The sequence below is a fragment of the Variovorax sp. Soil_C_12 genome (assembly GCF_057657375.1).
Genome location: NZ_JBDGIO010000005.1, coordinates 61,479 through 77,182, shown reverse-complemented (window position 1 = coordinate 77,182; position 15,704 = coordinate 61,479). Strand labels below are relative to the sequence as shown.

Below are 15,704 nucleotides of genomic sequence, written 5' to 3'. Positions count from 1 at the left end.
TTCGCCGTCAGTGCGATCAGGGTTTGTACGGGGCGGGCGCGAGACCCTTACTGCTTGTAGCTCGGGTCGACGCGGTCGAGCTTGCGGATCAATGCCGGCCACACGAAGGCGCCGCCCAAGCCGCCGGTCTGCACCCTCAGCGCGTGGCCCACGCCTTCGACGATGCGCGGATCGACATGCGTGAGCTCGCCGCCGCCGGCCTGCGCGGCGATCTGGATCTGGCAGGCATTCTCGAAGGTGTACATCGAGAGGAAGGCGTCCGCGATGGTCTTGCCGACGGTCAAGAGGCCGTGGTTGCGCAGCATGAGGAAGTTGGCCTCGCCCATGTCGGCCTGCAGGCGCGGCTTCTCCTCGTCGCGGAAGGCCACGCCCTCGTAGTCGTGGTAGGCCAGCGAGGCCAGCACGAAGGTCGACTGCTGGCTGATCGGCAGCACGCCGTTTTTCTGGGCGCTCACGGCAATGCCGGCGCGCGTGTGGGTGTGCAGCACGCACTGGATGTCCGGCCGCGCCGCATGCACCGCGCTGTGGATCACGAAGCCGGCGGGGTTGACGGGGTAGGGCGAGGTGATCAGCTTGTTGCAGTCCTGGTCCACCTTGATCAGGCTCGAGGCGGTGATCTCGTCGAACATCAGCCCGTAGGGATTGATCAGGAAATGGTGCTCGGGCCCGGGCACCCGCGCGCTGATGTGGGTGAAGACGAGGTCGCTCCAGCCATGCAGGGCGACCAGCCGGTAGCAGGCCGCGAGGTCCACGCGCAGCTGCCATTCTTCGGCGGAGACGAGCTTCTGGATTTCAGAGGAGGTGGTGGTGTTCATGGGTTGTCTCCTTGGATACCGTCACTGTAGAGCCGAGCATGACGCTCGACTGTCAAGAATCGGACACCTGTCCCGGCATTTTGAAGCCGATCGCCACCTTGACCTTCTGGCGCGGCCGGACCACGCTCACCCTTGCTGCTCACTTGTGGGCCACTCTTCAACTCACTGGAACGTCGCCACCATGCCTGCGGATGGGGACACCCGCGCTTCGAGGGCGATCGGAACCGCTTTGCTTCATCAGCGTGGGCACCGCCACCATGTTCCGATGGGGCTGCAGCCTGCGCATCACCATGGCGATGGCGTCGCGCATGATGGGGTGATCATCAACGACATAGATGCTCATGGTGGCGCGAGCTGCTGCTGCTGTGCTGCGATGCTCGAGTCCATATCACCCTTCGCGGTGGCGGCACCGCAAAGCTGTCCGGCGATGTTCCCCAGAACTGTTTGAACGCCACCACCTCTCCGGCCTGACTGTCGATGTCATCGCGCAGCGTTTGATCCAGCGCGGGCATGATTGCGCCTGCCAGCCGCTTGTCGACCATCCATACGGCTGCGGCAAACAGGAATTCGTCCATCGACCTCCCGTGGAGGTACGCACGCACGAGGACGTGGGCTGCAACATTGGAAGTGGTCATAGGCTTTTCCCCGCTCGAAGCCGGGAGCCCAACCATTTCGCGGCAACGCCGGGAACTCTGTGCGGCGGCGAACAGAGCGTCAAAAGAACCTGGGAGAAGCTCGATTGCCGACGCGTCGGCCACCATCTACTCGAGCAGATCGGCGTAGCCCTTGCAGTCAGCGGCGTAGCAGCCGCATGCCGCCGCTTCGAGTCCCGTGCAGTCGAGCACCGTGAGATCACCCCGCGTGTATTCGATCAGGCCATGCTGCTGCAGCGCACCGGCCGCCGCAGTGATGCCGACACGCCGCACGCACAGCATGTGGGCAAGGAACTCATGGGTCATCCGGAAACTGTCGGAATGCGCTCGGTCCTGGCTCATGAGCAGCCAGCGCGCGAGCCGTGGACCGATCTCATGGAAGCGAAGGCATGCCGCCGAGGTTTGCAGAAGAGGGATCCGGTGGAGGGCATGTTGTCGGAGGGCTGACTTGGCGCGGGCGTCTGCGCACCTTATTTAACATAATGCACATTGTGTTCTGCGAATCGATGAGGCAGGCGCTGGGGCGGCTCAGCTCAGGCAAGCCCGCTCACCACTTGCCGTCGCCCGGCCGCTTGTTCGCCTGGGCCGCGGTGCTCAACAACCGCACCGCATCCGGCCGCTTGGCGCGCTGGGCAAAGTCCAACGCCGTCATGCCCAACTGGTTCTTCATCGTCGTGTCAGCGCCCTCATCGAGCAGCAGTTGCACCGCGGCCGCCGATCCGTACATCGCGGCCATCATCAGCGGCGTCGTGCCGTTGGGCGATTGCGCGTCGATGAAGGCATAGTTCTCCAGCAGCAGCTTCATGATCGCCACGTGCCCGCCGGTGGCGGCGTAGTGCAGCGGCGCCCACCCCGGCTTGTTGACGTCGGCATCCCGCGCGATCAGGCGCGTGACGAGGTCCTGCTGGCCCTTCAGCGCGGCCAGCATCAGCGGGCTCTCGTCTTTGGCGTTGCGCACCTCGACGTTGGTCTTGGGCGAATCCAGCAGCACCTGGATCACCTTGGGCGACGGCTCGCGCATGGCGATCAATAGGCCTGCCTGGCCTTGTTCGTCCACGGTGTTGGGGTCGAAGCCGCGGTTCAGGAGCGCCTGGATGCTGCTCGCGTTGTCGCTTCGAACTGCCCGGAAGAAGTCCTCGTACGAGCCGGCCTGCGATGAAAAAGTTGCTGCAAATACAGACAGATAGATGGCTTTTTTAAAGTAATTCTTCATGACTTCACTCCCTTGAACAGGGTCTCGAAGTTCCGGCTGGTCGCCTCGCCGATGGCCTCGACCGGCAGCTTGCGCAGCTCCGCGATCTGCTTGGCCACGAAAGGCACATAGGACGGATTGTTGGTCTTGCCCCGGTACGGCACCGGCGCCAGATAGGGGCTGTCGGTCTCGATCAGCATGCGGTCCAGCGGCACGAAGGTGGCCACCTCGCGCAGCTCGGCGGCCTTCTTGAAGGTCAGGATGCCCGAGAACGAGATGTAGAAACCCAGGTCCAGCGCAGCCCGTGCGACTTCGGCCGTCTCGGTGAAGCAATGGAACACGCCGCCGGCAGCCCCCGCCGAGCCGTCCTCGCCCTCCTCCTTCAGGATCGCCAGCGTGTCGGCCGAGGCGTCGCGGGTGTGAATGATCAGCGGCTTGCGCGCTTTCTGGGCAGCACGGATGTGAACCCGGAAGCGGTCGCGCTGCCACTCCATGTCGGAGATGCTGCGGCCGCCCTTGCGTTCTTCCATCTGGTAGTAGTCCAGCCCGGTTTCCCCGATTGCCACCACCTTGGGCAAGGCCGAGCGCGTCACCAGATCGTCCACCGAGGGCTCGGCGATGTCCTCATTGTCCGGATGGACGCCAACACTGGCCCAAAAGTTGTCAAAACCAGCCGCGAGTGCCTGCACCTCGGCGAATTCCTCCAGCGTGGTGCAGATGCAGAGCGCCCGATCGACCTGCGCGGCGGCCATCGCCTCGCGGATCTGCGGCATCTGGCCGGCGAATTCGGGGAAAGTCAGGTGGCAATGGGAGTCGGTGAACATCGCAAAACTTCGGGAAACGGCGGCGCGACCGCAGCGGCTGCGGTCGGCGTCGTGCAGACGGAACTCAAATGGTCTGGGTCGGGCGGTCGGAGGCCAGGGTGCCGCCGAGCGCTTCTTCAATGCGCGCCTTCAGCTGGCGCGACTTCTCGTCCGAGGGAAAACGGATGCCGACGCCCGGCGCCCGGTTGCCGGCCGCGCGTGCCGGCGTGATCCAGGCCACCTTGCCGGCCACCGGATAGCGCTGCGGGTCCTCGGGCAGCGTGAGCAGCACGTAGACGTCGTCGCCCAGGCGGTACTCGCGCGAGGTCGGGATGAAGATGCCGCCTTCGGCGAACAGCGGGATGTAGGCGGCGTAGAGCGCGCCCTTTTCCTTGATCGCCAGCTGGATGACGCTGGGGCGGGCGGGCGCGGCGGGGGTGGGAGAGGCTGTTGTGTTCATGGGCGGCGGCTGGCGGAGTTTAGGGTGCTTCGCGCTTCGCTCACAAGCGCTTCGAGCATCAGGCCTGCATTGAAGGGATGTTCTGCGGTTTTTGCCGCATTGGCGAGCGACTTGGCCCAGCGGCCCAGCGCCGCCCTCGGCGGGACCGCCGGCAGGTCGGCGGCCTCGAAGAAGCGCGGCGCGGCGCCGCTGTCCACGGCCATGAGGTCGTGGCACAGCTTCTGCAGCGCGCCGATGGCCTGGGCCGGCGCATGGTCGGCCAGCGCGCCGACCTCGCCACGCTGCATGGCCTTCGGAAACAGGCTCCAGGCCTTGGGCGACTGGCCCGAGCTTGCGAGCCGCAACGCATCGCTGGGCCGCCCGCCGGCGGCGCGCAGCAGGGCGGCCGCGTCAGCCGCCGGCACGCCCTGCCCCACCAGCCATTGGCGCGCCTCGTCGTCGCCGGGCCAGGGCATGGTGAAGCCGAGACAGCGGCTGCGGATGGTGGGCAGCAGTTGCCACGCGGCCTCGCTGGCCAGGACGAAGCGCACGTCCCCGACCGGCTCCTCCAGCGTCTTGAGCAAGGCGTTGGCGGTGATGGTGTTCATGCGCTCGGCCGGATAGACCAGCACCGCCTTGCCGCGCCCGCGCCCGCTGGTGCGCTGGGCGAATCCGACCGCATCGCGCATCGCCTCGACCCGGATTTCGCGGCTGGGCTTGCGCTTCTTGTCGTCGATGTCGGCCTGGCTCTTCTCGTCGAGCGGCCAGCCCAACTCCTGCATCGCGACCTCGGGCATCAGCACGCGGAGGTCGGCATGGGTGCGCACGGCGATGGCGTGGCAGCTCGGGCAGTGGCCGCAGGCGCCCTGCCCGCCTTTTTCGTCGGGCTGCTCGCAGAGCCAGGCGGCGGCCAGGGCCAGGCCCAGCTCGTACTGGCCCAGGCCCGACGGGCCCTGGAGCAGCCAGGCATGGCCGCGCTGCCGCAGCAGTTCGGCCAGGGGCTTGCGCAGCCAGGGCGAGAGGGTCGGCGCACTCATGGCTTGACGCCCACCAGCCCGCGCTGGACCAGCGCCGCCTCGACCTGCGCCCAGACCTGCTCGCGCGAGCGGTTCGCGTCGATGCGCACGAAGCGCGGCGCGGCCGCGGCGCGCGCGGCATAGCCTTCAGCGACGCGACGGAAGAACTCCACCGGCTGCGATTCAAACTTGTCCGGCAGCCGCGCGCCCGCCAGGCGCTCGGCCGCGGTTTCGGGCGGCAGATCGAACCACAGCGTGAGCACGGGCTGCAGCAGTGCGCCGTCGCGCCCCTGCACCCACTGCTCCAGGGTCGAGAGCACCGTCTCGTCGAAGCCGCGCCCTGCGCCCTGGTAGGCGAAGGTGGCATCAGTAAAACGGTCGCACAGCACCACCTCGCCGCGCGCGAGCGCGGGCTCGATCACCTGCACGATGTGGTCGCGCCGCGCCGCGAACACCAGCAGCGACTCGGTCAGCGGGTCCATGGCCCGCGTGAGGATCATGGTGCGCAGCGTCTCGGCCAGCGGCGTGCCGCCGGGCTCGCGCGTGCGCGTGACCACCCTGCCCTGCGCCTTGAACAACGCCTCCAGCGCATCGATGTGGCTGGACTTGCCGGCGCCGTCGATGCCTTCGAGTGTGAGGAAGAGGCCCTGCTGCTGTGTCATCGCTGCTCGCTCCGCGGTGCAGGCTGCTCGATGCCGCGCTGGTAGCGGTTCACCGCGCGGTTGTGCTCGTCGAGCGAACTGCTGAAATGGCTGGAGCCGTCGCCGCGCGAGACGAAGTACAGCGACTTGCTCTGCGCCGGCTGCACCGCCGCCAGCAGCGCGGCCTTGCCCGGCATGGCGATCGGCGTCGGCGGCAGGCCCGGCCGCAGGTAGGTGTTCCAGGGCGTGTCGGCCTGCAGGTCCTTCTTGCGCAGATTGCCGTCGAAGCGCGTGCCCATGCCGTAGATCACGGTCGGATCGGTCTGCAGCGGCATGCCGGCGCGCAGCCGGTTGACGAACACGGCCGCGATCTCGGCCCGGTCCTTGGCCGCGCCTGTCTCCTTCTCGACGATGCTGGCCAGGATCAGCGCCTCGTCGGCCGTCTTGAGCGGCAGGTCCGAGGCGCGCGCGGCCCAGGCCGCTTCCAGCTTCTTGTCCATGGCCCGCATTGCCCGCTGCAGCAGGGCGAGGTCCGTGGAGTTCTTCGAGTAAGTGTAGGTGTCGGGGAAGAAGCGGCCCTCGGGATGCACGCCGGGCTTGCCGAGCCGGACCATCAGTTCCTGGTCGCTCTGGCCCACGGTCTCGGGCTTCAGTTGCTCGGCCTTGGCCAGCGCGGCGCGGATCTGGCGGAAGCTCCAGCCCTCCACCAGCACGATGCTGCGCGTGGCCTCCTCCCCGCGCACCAGCATGTTGAGCAGCAGGCGCGGCGTGACGCCGCGCTCCAGCTCGTAGCTGCCGGCGCGGATCTGCCGGTCCTGCCCCGAGAAGCGGAACCAGCCATAGAGCAACTGCCACGGCACGTCCACGCCGGCCTCGGCCACCGCCTGCGCGACGCCACGCGGCGTGGTGCCCGGCTCGACCGAAAGGTCCACCGTGGGCGCCGGCAGCTTCAGCGGCTGCTGCACCCACCAGAGCCCGGCCGCGCCCGCGCCGAGTCCGACGAAGGCGACGAGCAGGAAGAGCGTGAGAAGAAAGCGGCGCACGGATGCGAATGAGGCGGGCAGAAGAAGAAAACGCGGTAGCCCTGCGGGCCGAACGGAACGGAGCCGGCCATGATAATTCAGCGATGACCCCAGTCGTTCTGAATGGCGTAACAGCCCTTTCGTCCCTCGGCGTGATCCGCGCCGAGGGCCCCGAAGCCGCCGATTTCCTCAATGGCCAGCTGACCCAGGACTTCGCCCTCCTCGGCCCCACCGAAGCGCGCCTGGCCGCGCTGTGTACGGCCAAGGGACGCGTGATCGCGAGCTTCATCGGCATCAGGCCGCAGCCCGAGCGTGTGCTGCTGGTGATCGGCCGCGACATCCTCCCAGCGACGCTCAAGCGCCTGTCGATGTACGTGCTGCGCGCCAAGCTCAAGCTCAGCGATGCCAGCGATGAATTCATGCTCCACGGCCTGACCGGCACGGCGCTGACGGCCAACGGCGTCGATGCCGGCGCACCGCCCGGGCGCTGCTGCCAGGTCGGCGATGTCAGCGTGGTCTCGCTCTATCCCTCGGACCGCGTCCCGCGCGCGCTGCGCATCGCGCCGGCGGGCAGTGCCGAGCCGGAAGGCCCGGCGCTCGATCCCGCGCTGTGGCAGTGGAGCGAGGTGCGCAGCGGCATCGTGACCGTCAGCGCGCCGATCGTCGACGCCTTCGTGCCGCAGATGCTCAACTACGAATCGGTGGGCGGCGTGAGTTTCAAGAAGGGCTGCTACCCCGGCCAGGAGGTGGTGGCGCGCAGCCAGTTCCGCGGCACCCTCAAGCGCAGGACCTACCTGGTGCAGGCGCCGGCCCCCTTGGCCGCGGGCCAGGAGGTCTTTGCCGCCAACGACCCCGAGCAGCCGGTCGGCATGGTCGCGCAGGCGGCGCCGACGCCCGGTGGCGGATGGGCTGCGCTCGTGTCCATGCAGATCGCGGCGCTCAATGCCGGCGGCCTGCACGCCGGCAGCGCCGAGGGGCCCGCACTCAGCGTCGAGCCCCTGCCCTATCCCTTGCTCGAGGACGTCTGAGCTGGGCCCTCAACAGCAGCGCCCCTTGCCGCTGCCGTAGCGCGCTTCCAGGCGCTCGCGGAAGAAGGCCTCGTAGCTCATCGGTGCCTGGTCGGGATGCGTGCGCGCCATGTGGCTGAGGTAGGCGTCGTAGTCCGGCAGCCCCACCATCAGGCGCAGCGACTGCGCCAGCGAGCGGGTCAGATAGCGCCCGGCCTCGGGCAAGGCGGCCAGGGAGCGCATCAGGCGGCCTGAGTCGGCATCGGCTCGAAAGGCGTCTCGCGCGCTGTCGGCTTGTTGGCCGAGCGCGCCGCGAGCGCGCTGCGCACGCTGTAGAACAGCACGCTCAGCACCACGAAGATGAAGAGCCCGCACAGCGCCGCATCCAGCCGGTCGTTGAAGACGATGCGCGCCATCGCCTCGGGCGTCTTGGCCGGCGCGAGCAGCACGCCCTTCTCGATCGCCTCGGCGTACTTCGACGCATGCGCCAGGAAGCCGACCTTCGGATCGGCCGAGAAGATCTTCTGCCAGCCCGCCGTCAGCGTACACACCAGCAGCCAGGCGGCCGGCGCGATCGCGACCCAGGCGTAGCGCTCGCGCTTCATGCGGAACAGCACCACCACGCCCAGCATCAGCGCCACCGCGGCCAGCATCTGGTTGGAGATGCCGAACAGCGGCCACAGCGTGTTGATGCCGCCCAGCGGATCGACCACGCCCTGATACAGGAAGTAGCCCCACGCCGCGACGCACAGGAAGGTGGCGAGCAGGTTGGCCACGAAGGAGTCGGTGCGCTTCAGCGCCGGCACGAAGCTCCCGAGCAGATCCTGCAGCATGAAGCGCCCGGCGCGGGTGCCGGCATCGACCGCGGTCAGGATGAACAGCGCCTCGAACAAAATCGCGAAGTGGTACCAGAAGGCCATCATGGCCGGCCCGCCGATGGCCTGGTGCAGGATGTGCGCCATGCCCACGGCGAGCGTGGGCGCGCCGCCGGCGCGGCCGAGAATCGTGCTCTCGCCCACATCCTTCGCGGTCTGCACCAGCATCTCCGGCGTGACCACGAAGCCCCAGCTCGAGATGGTCTGCGCCACCGCAGCCGGCGTGTTGCCGACCAGCGCGGCCGGGCTGTTCATTGCGAAGTACACGCCCGGCTCGATGCAGGCGGCGGCCACCAGCGCCATCACCGCGACGAAGGACTCGGCCAGCATGCCGCCGTAGCCGATGAAGCGCGCATGGCGCTCGTTGTCCAGCATCTTGGGCGTGGTGCCCGAGGAGATCAGCGCATGGAAGCCCGACACGGCGCCGCAGGCGATGGTGATGAAGAGAAAGGGAAAGAGACTGCCCGACCACACCGGCCCGTTGCCCTGCGCGAACTGCGTCACCGCCGGCATCTGCAGCGTCGGCGCGACGAAGACGATGCCGATCGCCAGCGCAACGATGGTGCCGATCTTCAGGAAGGTCGAGAGGTAATCGCGCGGCGCCAGCAGCAGCCACACCGGCAGGCTGGCGGCGATGAAGCCGTAGCCGATCAGCATCCAGGTCAGGGCCTTGCCGTCGAAGGTGAACATCGGCCCCCAGGTCGGGCTCTGCGCCACCGCCTGGCCGCCGAAGATCGCCAGCATCAGCAGCACGAAGCCGATCACAGAGATTTCGCCGATGCGCCCCGGCCGGATGTAGCGCAGGTACACGCCCATGAACACCGCGACCGGAATGGTCGCCGCCACCGTGAAGGTGCCCCAGGGCGATTCGGCCAGCGCCTTCACCACGATCAGCGCCAGCACCGCCAGGATGATGATCATGATCATGAAGGTGCCGAACAGCGCGATCAGCCCCGGCACGGTGCCCATCTCCTGCTTGATCAGGTCGCCCAGCGAGCGGCCGTCGCGCCGCGTCGAGATGAAGAGCACGATGAAGTCCTGCACCGCGCCGGCGAAGACCACGCCGGCCAGGATCCACAGCAGGCCCGGCAGGTAGCCCATCTGCGCCGCGAGCACCGGGCCGACCAGCGGACCGGCCCCGGCGATGGCCGCGAAGTGGTGGCCGAAGAGCACGTTCTTGTCGGTGGGCACGTAGTCCAGCCCGTCGTTGTGGCGGTGCGCGGGCGTCATGCGCTTGCCGTCCAGGCGGAGCACGCGGTCGGCGATGAAGAGGCTGTAGTAGCGGTAGGCGATCAGGTAGGTGCAGAGGGCCGCGGCCACGACCCACAAGGCGCTGATGGCCTCGCCTCGCGCCAGGGCCACGGTGCCCAGCGAAAAGGCGCCGACCACGGCCACGACAAGCCACACCAGGTGGCGGCGGATGCTGTGCATGCGATGTCTCCAGACGTTGTGAACCCGGCGAGTGTCCCGATTCGGCGGCGGGTCGGCATCCGTCGCACCGCGCGGGCGGGACGCGTGGTGTTGCCTAAGGGATAACCCTCGCCCCTCCCCCCGCTGGATGCCGCGGATGACACCGATGGCGCGCGGGGAACCTGCCCGGCGTTTGCGTCACTCATCTGACACCATGTACTCCAATACGATCAAACACCTCCCCTCTCGTGATCTATCGCGCAGTCGCGCTACAGACTCTGTAAAGCTTGATGTGCATGCCGTCCCGGCAGGCAACATGCTTCGTTCGGTCTATCGCCCGTTCTTGGGCACACTGGATGAAGACGCGAAGGCAAGACTCCGGCGTTTCATGGGCAAAGTGCGTGAAGCCGCTGGCGCGGCGCGCGACTTGGCTACAGGCAGCGACTTCCACCTCGGAGGTTTCAAGGTGGTTTTGCATGACGGCGAGCTCGGGCTATCGAAGCTTGAGACTCCGCCCTATGAAGCGTTCGTGCTCCACCCTCTCATAGCCGAGGCCTTGCCGAAAACGATCGAAGTGTTCAAAGCTCATTTCGAGGATGTGCAAGTCGCCGTCTGGCAAGCCATGTCGAAATGTGGCTACGTGGAGTATCTGAAGGCCCACGCCAGGAGCTTAATAAATGACGATTGGGAGATCCTGGTCGACATAGACCCTTACTTCAGCCGCAATCCGACGCAGATCGCAGCTCACAAGGACACGCAAGGGGAGAACATGTTCCTCATGCTCTTGTACTGCAATGACCAACCGATCGAGGGTTTCGAATACATCCTGAGGCCGGAGATTCCGCACGAGCACCTGACGTTCATGAGGCAGCAGTTGCCTTCAGTGTTCGTCGACGAGGTAGAGGATGTACTCAAGGAGCCACCGGACCACACGGCGTATGCACCGACGATCGAGCCCTGGGGCTTTGTTGCGGCCTGCGACGAGTTGATGGTTCACTCAACGCCGTTCGTCCACCATCGCGGTGCATTTGAAGTGCAGTCGGTCATCACCTCGATGGGCACTGCATTAAGACGCTGTTTTGGCGTGTCTGATCTGGCCGCCTATCGTGCCCTCCAGGAAGGCGGGTCGCAAGCTACCCCAAGTGCCGTTGCGCAAAGCGTCCATGAGTTGGTGACGCAACTGCGAGAGCTGCCACCCTCCGATCCCTGGATTGATCCTGCTGAACTGAAAAAAGTCTTCGAGACCAAGCTGAGTGAGTTTGAGGCGACTATGTTCATTGAGGCGCTGAAAGATGTCGCAGTCACGAAAGATCCCTTCGACGGAGCAGCCCGGGTCAACATTCTTCACTTGAATTACACGGCCGTAATGACAGTGCCGCGCGACAAGGAACTCCGTCGAGCAATGAGCGAAAAGCTGGACGAGGGAACCGCGCTTCCGCATCGCGGCGAGGGCGGTCGAGACTTCCTCAGGGTCTGGATCATGGCACGGCGAAAGGAAAAGTGAGGCGATGCCACATTCCTTGACGAGAAAGGAGCACAGCCGATGCGGCTTGCAAGCAATGGCCATCCCATCCGCTCAGCCTTGCCTGAACTGCCGAGCATGCTCGACGGCGTACCTGATCAGCTCCGCCTGCCCCTCGATCCCAAGCCGCCGCTTGATGCTCTGCCGATGCGCCTCGACAGTGCGCACGCTGAGCCCAAGATTCCGCGCGATCTGCTTGCTCGATTCCCCCCGCCCCAACGCCGAGAGAATCTCGCTCTCCCGCGGCGTGAGCAACGGCCGCGGCGCCTGGTTGCGGAACAGCCGCTGCGACACCGCCGGGCTCAGGAAGGTCCCGCCCGCCGCCGCCGCCTCGATGGCCGCGACGATCTCCGCCGCCGGCGCATCCTTGAGCACGTACCCGCGCGCCCCGGCCGCGAGCGCCTGCTGCACGTACTCGGGGTTGTCGTACATGCTGAGCATCACCACGCGCACCGCGGGCGCTAGCGTCTGCAGCCGCGCGGCCAGCTCGATGCCGTTCATGTCCTTCATGCCCACATCGGCCAGCACCAGCTGCGGCTGCAGCCGCTCGATCGCCTCCAGCGCTTCGCCAGCGCTGCCGGCCTCGCCCACGATCTCGATGCCCGGCAAGGGGTCGAGGCGCGCATGCAGCCCGTCGCGCACCAGCGGATGGTCGTCGACCAGGAACAGGCGGATCGGCTGCGTCATCGTCAGGTCGCCTCCAGGCTCTTCGCCGGAACGAAGGCGACGATGGCGGTCCCCTTGCTGCCCGAGTGCAGGTCCAGCCGCCCGCCGATGGCCGCGATGCGCTCGCGCATGTTGCGCAGCCCGATGCCCCGGCGCGGATCGAGCTGCGTGGCCTGCAGGTCGAAGCCGACCCCGTCGTCGTTCACCTCCAGCCGCACGCCGCGCCGCTCGAAGTCCAGCGCGATGCGCACCTGCCGCGCCCGTGCATGCTTGCGCACATTGGTCAGCGCCTCCTGGGTCACGCGGAACAGCGCGGTCTTGACCTCCTCCGGCAGCTCGCAAGGCGTCCCCTGCACCGCGACCGAGGCGGCGACCGGCCCCTCCTCGCCGAACTCCGCGCCCAGCCGCTCCAGCGCAGCCGGCAGGCCCAGCTGGTCCAGCAGCGCCGGCCGCAGCCGGTGCGAGATGCGCCGCACCTCGGCCAGCGCCTCGTTGAGCCGCACGAGCGCCCTGCCCAGCACGGGCGGCGTGGGCTGCTGCCCGCGCTCCAGCGTATCGACCGCCGACTCCACCAGCAGCTTGGTCGACACCAGCGTCTGGCTGGTGCCGTCGTGCAGCTCGCGCGCGAGGTGGCCGCGCTCCTCCTCCTGCGACTGCACCACCTGCCGCGCCAGCAGACGCAGCTTGGCCTCGGCCACGCGGTGCTCGCTGAGGTTGAGCAGCAGCCCGCCGGCGCTGACCACCGCCAGGCAAAGCGCCGCGATGCCGGCGATCCACAGCATGGTGGCGGCGACGTTCTGGTTCATCTGCCGGTCCAGCGCCTGCATGGTCGCCTGGATGTCGTCCATGTACAGGCCGGTGCCGACCATCCAGTTCCAGCGCGGCAGCGTCGTCACGTAGCCCAGCTTGGGCGCGGTCTGCGCGCTGGAGGGCTTGCGCCATTCGTACTGGACGAAGCCGCCGCCGGCGCGCGCCTGCGCGATCAGCGCCTGGATGGTGAAGCGGCCGCGCGAGTCGCGCAGTTCCCAGAGGTTCTGGTTCACCAGCTCGGGCTGGCGCGAGTGCATCAGCGACAGGCCCTGCAGGTCGTAGACGAAGAAGTAGCCGTCGCTGCCGTAGTCGAGCGCGGCCAGCCGGCGCAGCGCCTCGGCGCGCGTGGCCTCGTCGTCGAGGCCCGCCTCATAGAGCGGCCGCACCACGCTGATCGCCAGCTCCACATAGCTGCGCAGCTCGCTGCGGCGCTGGTCCATGTAGGTCTGCTCGATCAGCGCGCGCTCGCGCTGCGCCAGGTCGCGTTCCTGGTGGCGCACGGCCAACGCCACCAACACCAGCGCGACCAGCAGCGGAGCGACGGCCAGCGCGACGATCTTGAGGCGAAGGTTCATGGCGCGGCAAGCCTACCACCGCGATCGGACGGACCGGGTTGATGTGCTGCGGCCCCGACGGCAAGCAGCTGTTGCATTCATCGTCCAGATGCGTGATGACCGACGCGAAAGGCAGGATCCATGGGAAGGTATTGGCGAAACGGCATGGGGCTCGTCGGCCTTCTGCTGGCGGGGTGTGCCCTCAACACGCCGCCGCTGTATGAAAGCCGCGCAGAAGCCTTTCTCAAGAGACAGGGCGTGGCCGAGGCTTCCATCGAAAGGCTGAAAAGGAGGCAGCCCCTCGAGCCAGGTGAAGTCCGACAGCTTGGGCAATACAAGGAGATGCTGCAGCACAACCGCGCGTATGTGCGCTGGAAGCGGGACGGCGCGCCGCTCGAAGCGGGGCCGATCCTAGGGCCTCAGCGGATCTCTTTCCGCATCTCGATATGCGCGATGCCCGCTTCCTCGAAGGGCTCGCCGTGCGGCGCATAGCCCAGGCGCGTGTAGAAGACCTCGGCGCTGCGCTGCGCGTGCAGGGCCACCTCGCGGTCGCCGCGCGCCTTGGCGGCTTCTTCGAGCGCACGCAGTACAGCCGCACCGTGGCCGCCGCCGCGCAGCACGCGGTGCACCGCCATGCGGCCGATGCGGCCCTGGCCCGGGGCGCCCGGCACCAGGCGGCCCGTCGCGATCACCTGGCCCAGCCGGTTGCGCGCCACCGCATGGACGGCGCTCTCGTCGTGCTCATCCCACTCCAGTTCCTTGGGAATACGCTGCTCCTCGATGAAGACGCTGCGGCGCACCGCGCCGGCGCCCTCGCCCAGCTCGGCCCAGCTGCCGGTCTTGACTTCACTCAAGGCCTCGCCGGCCTCATAGGCCGTGAAGATCCCGCGCAGCAGCGCCGGCACCGGCTTCGAGGTCTGCGTGGCCGGATCGGCGAACACGTAGACCAGCTCGCAGCCCACCAGGAAGTCCTCGCCGCGGAACAGGCCTCCATGGAAGACGATGGAGGAATTGCCCACGCGCACGCACTTCATCGCGACGTCCAGCACGTCGTCGACCCGCGCGGAGGCCTGGAACTCGATGGTGGCCTTGCGCACGTAGAGGTCGCCGCCCAGCGCGTCCATCGCCTCCTGGTACGGCAGCGCCAGCGCGCGCCAGTAGTCCGAAATGGCGGTGTCGAAGTACATCAGGTAGTGGGCGTTGAAGACGATCTTCTGCATGTCCACCTCGGCCCAGCGCACGCGCAGGCGGTGGAAGAAGCGGTAGTCGGATCGGCGGGTGTTCTCGGTCATGGCTGCAAGGCTTCCTTCAGGGCGCGCGCCGCATCGGCCTGGGCCTGCAGCGCTTCGGGGATGGCACGTCCCATTTTGACGAACTCGTGGATCACGCCGCGGTAGATCTCCAGATCCACCGGCACGCCCGCGGCGCGCAGCTTGTCGGCATAGGCGACGCCCTCGTCGACCACGGGGTCGCACTCGGCCAGGCCGACCCAGGCCGGCGCGACGCCTTCGACGTCCTCGGCGTTGAGCGGCGCGAAGCGCCAGTCGTCGCGCTCGGCCTGTGTGTTGAGATATTGGGCGAAGAACCAGGTGATGAGCGGCTCGCCGAGCAGCGGCCCCTCGGCAAAGCGATGGTGCGAGGCCGTGTCCTGATGCGAGGTGGTGCCCGGATAGAAGAGCATCTGCAAGGCCACCGGCAGGCCCGCGTCGCGCGCGAGGATGGCGCAGACCGCCGCCAGCGTGCCGCCCGCGCTGTCGCCGCCCAGCGCCAGGCGCGAGGCGTCCAGGCCCAGCTCGGCGGCGCTCTTCGCAACGAAGAGGCAGGCGTCCCAGGCATCGTTCGAGGCGGTCGGGAACTTGTGCTCGGGCGCCAGGCGGTAGTCCACCGACACCACGGCGCAGCCGCTCTTCTCGCTCAGCACGCGGCACAGGGTGTCGTGGGTGGCGATGCTGCCGACGGTGAAGCCACCGCCATGGAAGAACAGCAGCACCGGCAGTCGCGCTTGCGAAGGTGCGTAAAGGCGGGCAGGCAGCGCATGGCCATCGCGCGCGGGGATCGCGAAGTCCTCCACGCGCGCCAACTGCGGCTTGGGCACCTCGAGCACCCCGGCGCCCTTCTCGTAGGCGGCCTTGGCCTGGGCGGGTGTGAGCGTGTGGTACGGCGCCTGGTGGGCGCGGGCCATGCGGTCGATCACGCCGGCCATCTTGGCGGTGAGCGGCAACGCGAGGGTTTGGGTCATGGGCAAGAGAGGCGGCGCTTGTTAAATTGGAAGGCCCGAA

18 protein-coding genes are annotated in these 15,704 nt (G+C 67.6%); 2 read left to right on the top strand and 16 right to left on the bottom strand.

Going from position 1 to position 15,704, the window contains the following annotated elements:
* Nucleotides 1-47: 47 nt before the first annotated feature.
* The 10 genes from AC3A6X_RS15035 to mltG form a co-directional block, all read right to left on the bottom strand.
* Nucleotides 48-815, bottom strand: a complete 768-nt coding sequence (locus tag AC3A6X_RS15035) for a class II aldolase/adducin family protein (protein ID WP_487842939.1) — start codon at nt 813-815, stop codon at nt 48-50.
* Nucleotides 816-972: 157 nt separating this feature from the next.
* Nucleotides 973-1,158 (bottom strand): hypothetical protein, encoded by a 186-nt coding sequence (locus AC3A6X_RS15030; protein WP_487842938.1) that lies wholly within the window; start codon nt 1,156-1,158, stop codon nt 973-975.
* The gene (locus AC3A6X_RS15025) at nt 1,139-1,390 is read right to left on the bottom strand and encodes a hypothetical protein (RefSeq protein WP_487842937.1); all 252 of its coding nucleotides are present in this window, start codon (nt 1,388-1,390) and stop codon (nt 1,139-1,141) included. Before AC3A6X_RS15025 ends, AC3A6X_RS15030 begins: the two co-directional genes overlap by 20 nt.
* A gap of 186 nt (nt 1,391-1,576) precedes the next feature.
* A complete protein-coding gene (locus AC3A6X_RS15020; RefSeq protein WP_487843292.1) occupies nt 1,577-1,840 on the bottom strand; it encodes a Crp/Fnr family transcriptional regulator in 264 nt (87 codons plus the stop codon).
* Between the two features lie 175 nt (nt 1,841-2,015).
* A complete protein-coding gene (locus tag AC3A6X_RS15015; protein WP_487842936.1) occupies nt 2,016-2,681 on the bottom strand; it encodes an ankyrin repeat domain-containing protein in 666 nt (221 codons plus the stop codon).
* Nucleotides 2,678-3,484 (bottom strand): TatD family hydrolase, encoded by an 807-nt coding sequence (locus tag AC3A6X_RS15010; protein WP_487842935.1) that lies wholly within the window; start codon nt 3,482-3,484, stop codon nt 2,678-2,680. Before AC3A6X_RS15010 ends, AC3A6X_RS15015 begins: the two co-directional genes overlap by 4 nt.
* 64 nt (nt 3,485-3,548) lie before the next feature.
* The gene (locus AC3A6X_RS15005; RefSeq protein ID WP_106554690.1) at nt 3,549-3,923 is read right to left on the bottom strand and encodes a PilZ domain-containing protein; all 375 of its coding nucleotides are present in this window, start codon (nt 3,921-3,923) and stop codon (nt 3,549-3,551) included.
* Nucleotides 3,920-4,939: a DNA polymerase III subunit delta' gene (locus AC3A6X_RS15000; RefSeq protein WP_487842934.1), complete on the bottom strand. Its 1,020-nt coding sequence runs from the start codon at nt 4,937-4,939 to the stop codon at nt 3,920-3,922. Before AC3A6X_RS15000 ends, AC3A6X_RS15005 begins: the two co-directional genes overlap by 4 nt.
* On the bottom strand, nt 4,936-5,580 hold the full coding sequence (tmk, locus tag AC3A6X_RS14995) for a dTMP kinase (protein WP_487842933.1): 645 nt from the start codon (nt 5,578-5,580) through the stop codon (nt 4,936-4,938). Before tmk ends, AC3A6X_RS15000 begins: the two co-directional genes overlap by 4 nt.
* Complete coding sequence (mltG, locus tag AC3A6X_RS14990; RefSeq protein WP_487842932.1) at nt 5,577-6,602, bottom strand: endolytic transglycosylase MltG; 1,026 nt, start codon at nt 6,600-6,602, stop codon at nt 5,577-5,579. Before mltG ends, tmk begins: the two co-directional genes overlap by 4 nt.
* Before the next feature lie 83 nt (nt 6,603-6,685).
* Between mltG and ygfZ the strand changes: the two genes are divergently transcribed.
* Entirely contained in the window at nt 6,686-7,609 is a 924-nt protein-coding gene (gene ygfZ, locus AC3A6X_RS14985) for a CAF17-like 4Fe-4S cluster assembly/insertion protein YgfZ (RefSeq protein ID WP_487842931.1), read from the top strand.
* A 9-nt stretch (nt 7,610-7,618) separates the two neighbouring features.
* On the opposite strand, the gene AC3A6X_RS14980 is transcribed toward ygfZ, so the two are convergent.
* Entirely contained in the window at nt 7,619-7,831 is a 213-nt protein-coding gene (locus AC3A6X_RS14980) for a YbdD/YjiX family protein (RefSeq protein WP_106554686.1), read from the bottom strand.
* Nucleotides 7,831-9,894: a carbon starvation CstA family protein gene (locus tag AC3A6X_RS14975; protein WP_487842930.1), complete on the bottom strand. Its 2,064-nt coding sequence runs from the start codon at nt 9,892-9,894 to the stop codon at nt 7,831-7,833. Before AC3A6X_RS14975 ends, AC3A6X_RS14980 begins: the two co-directional genes overlap by 1 nt.
* Nucleotides 9,895-10,189: 295 nt before the next feature.
* On the opposite strand from AC3A6X_RS14975, the gene AC3A6X_RS14970 reads away from it, so the two are divergent.
* Nucleotides 10,190-11,377, top strand: coding sequence for a hypothetical protein (locus AC3A6X_RS14970; RefSeq protein ID WP_487842929.1), 1,188 nt, complete (start codon nt 10,190-10,192; stop codon nt 11,375-11,377).
* Between the two features lie 72 nt (nt 11,378-11,449).
* Here the strand turns inward: AC3A6X_RS14970 and AC3A6X_RS14965 are convergent, their stop codons facing one another.
* The 4 genes from AC3A6X_RS14965 to AC3A6X_RS14950 all read right to left on the bottom strand — a co-directional run bounded on the left by AC3A6X_RS14965 (nt 11,450) and on the right by AC3A6X_RS14950 (nt 15,664).
* Complete coding sequence (locus AC3A6X_RS14965) at nt 11,450-12,082, bottom strand: response regulator (RefSeq protein ID WP_487842928.1); 633 nt, start codon at nt 12,080-12,082, stop codon at nt 11,450-11,452.
* Between the two features lie 2 nt (nt 12,083-12,084).
* Nucleotides 12,085-13,446: a cache domain-containing protein gene (locus tag AC3A6X_RS14960; RefSeq protein WP_487842927.1), complete on the bottom strand. Its 1,362-nt coding sequence runs from the start codon at nt 13,444-13,446 to the stop codon at nt 12,085-12,087.
* Between the two features lie 398 nt (nt 13,447-13,844).
* Nucleotides 13,845-14,717, bottom strand: coding sequence for a YbgC/FadM family acyl-CoA thioesterase (locus tag AC3A6X_RS14955; protein WP_487842926.1), 873 nt, complete (start codon nt 14,715-14,717; stop codon nt 13,845-13,847).
* Complete coding sequence (locus AC3A6X_RS14950; RefSeq protein ID WP_487842925.1) at nt 14,714-15,664, bottom strand: alpha/beta hydrolase; 951 nt, start codon at nt 15,662-15,664, stop codon at nt 14,714-14,716. The genes AC3A6X_RS14955 and AC3A6X_RS14950 overlap by 4 nt, the downstream gene beginning before the upstream one ends.
* Nucleotides 15,665-15,704: the final 40 nt, after the last annotated feature.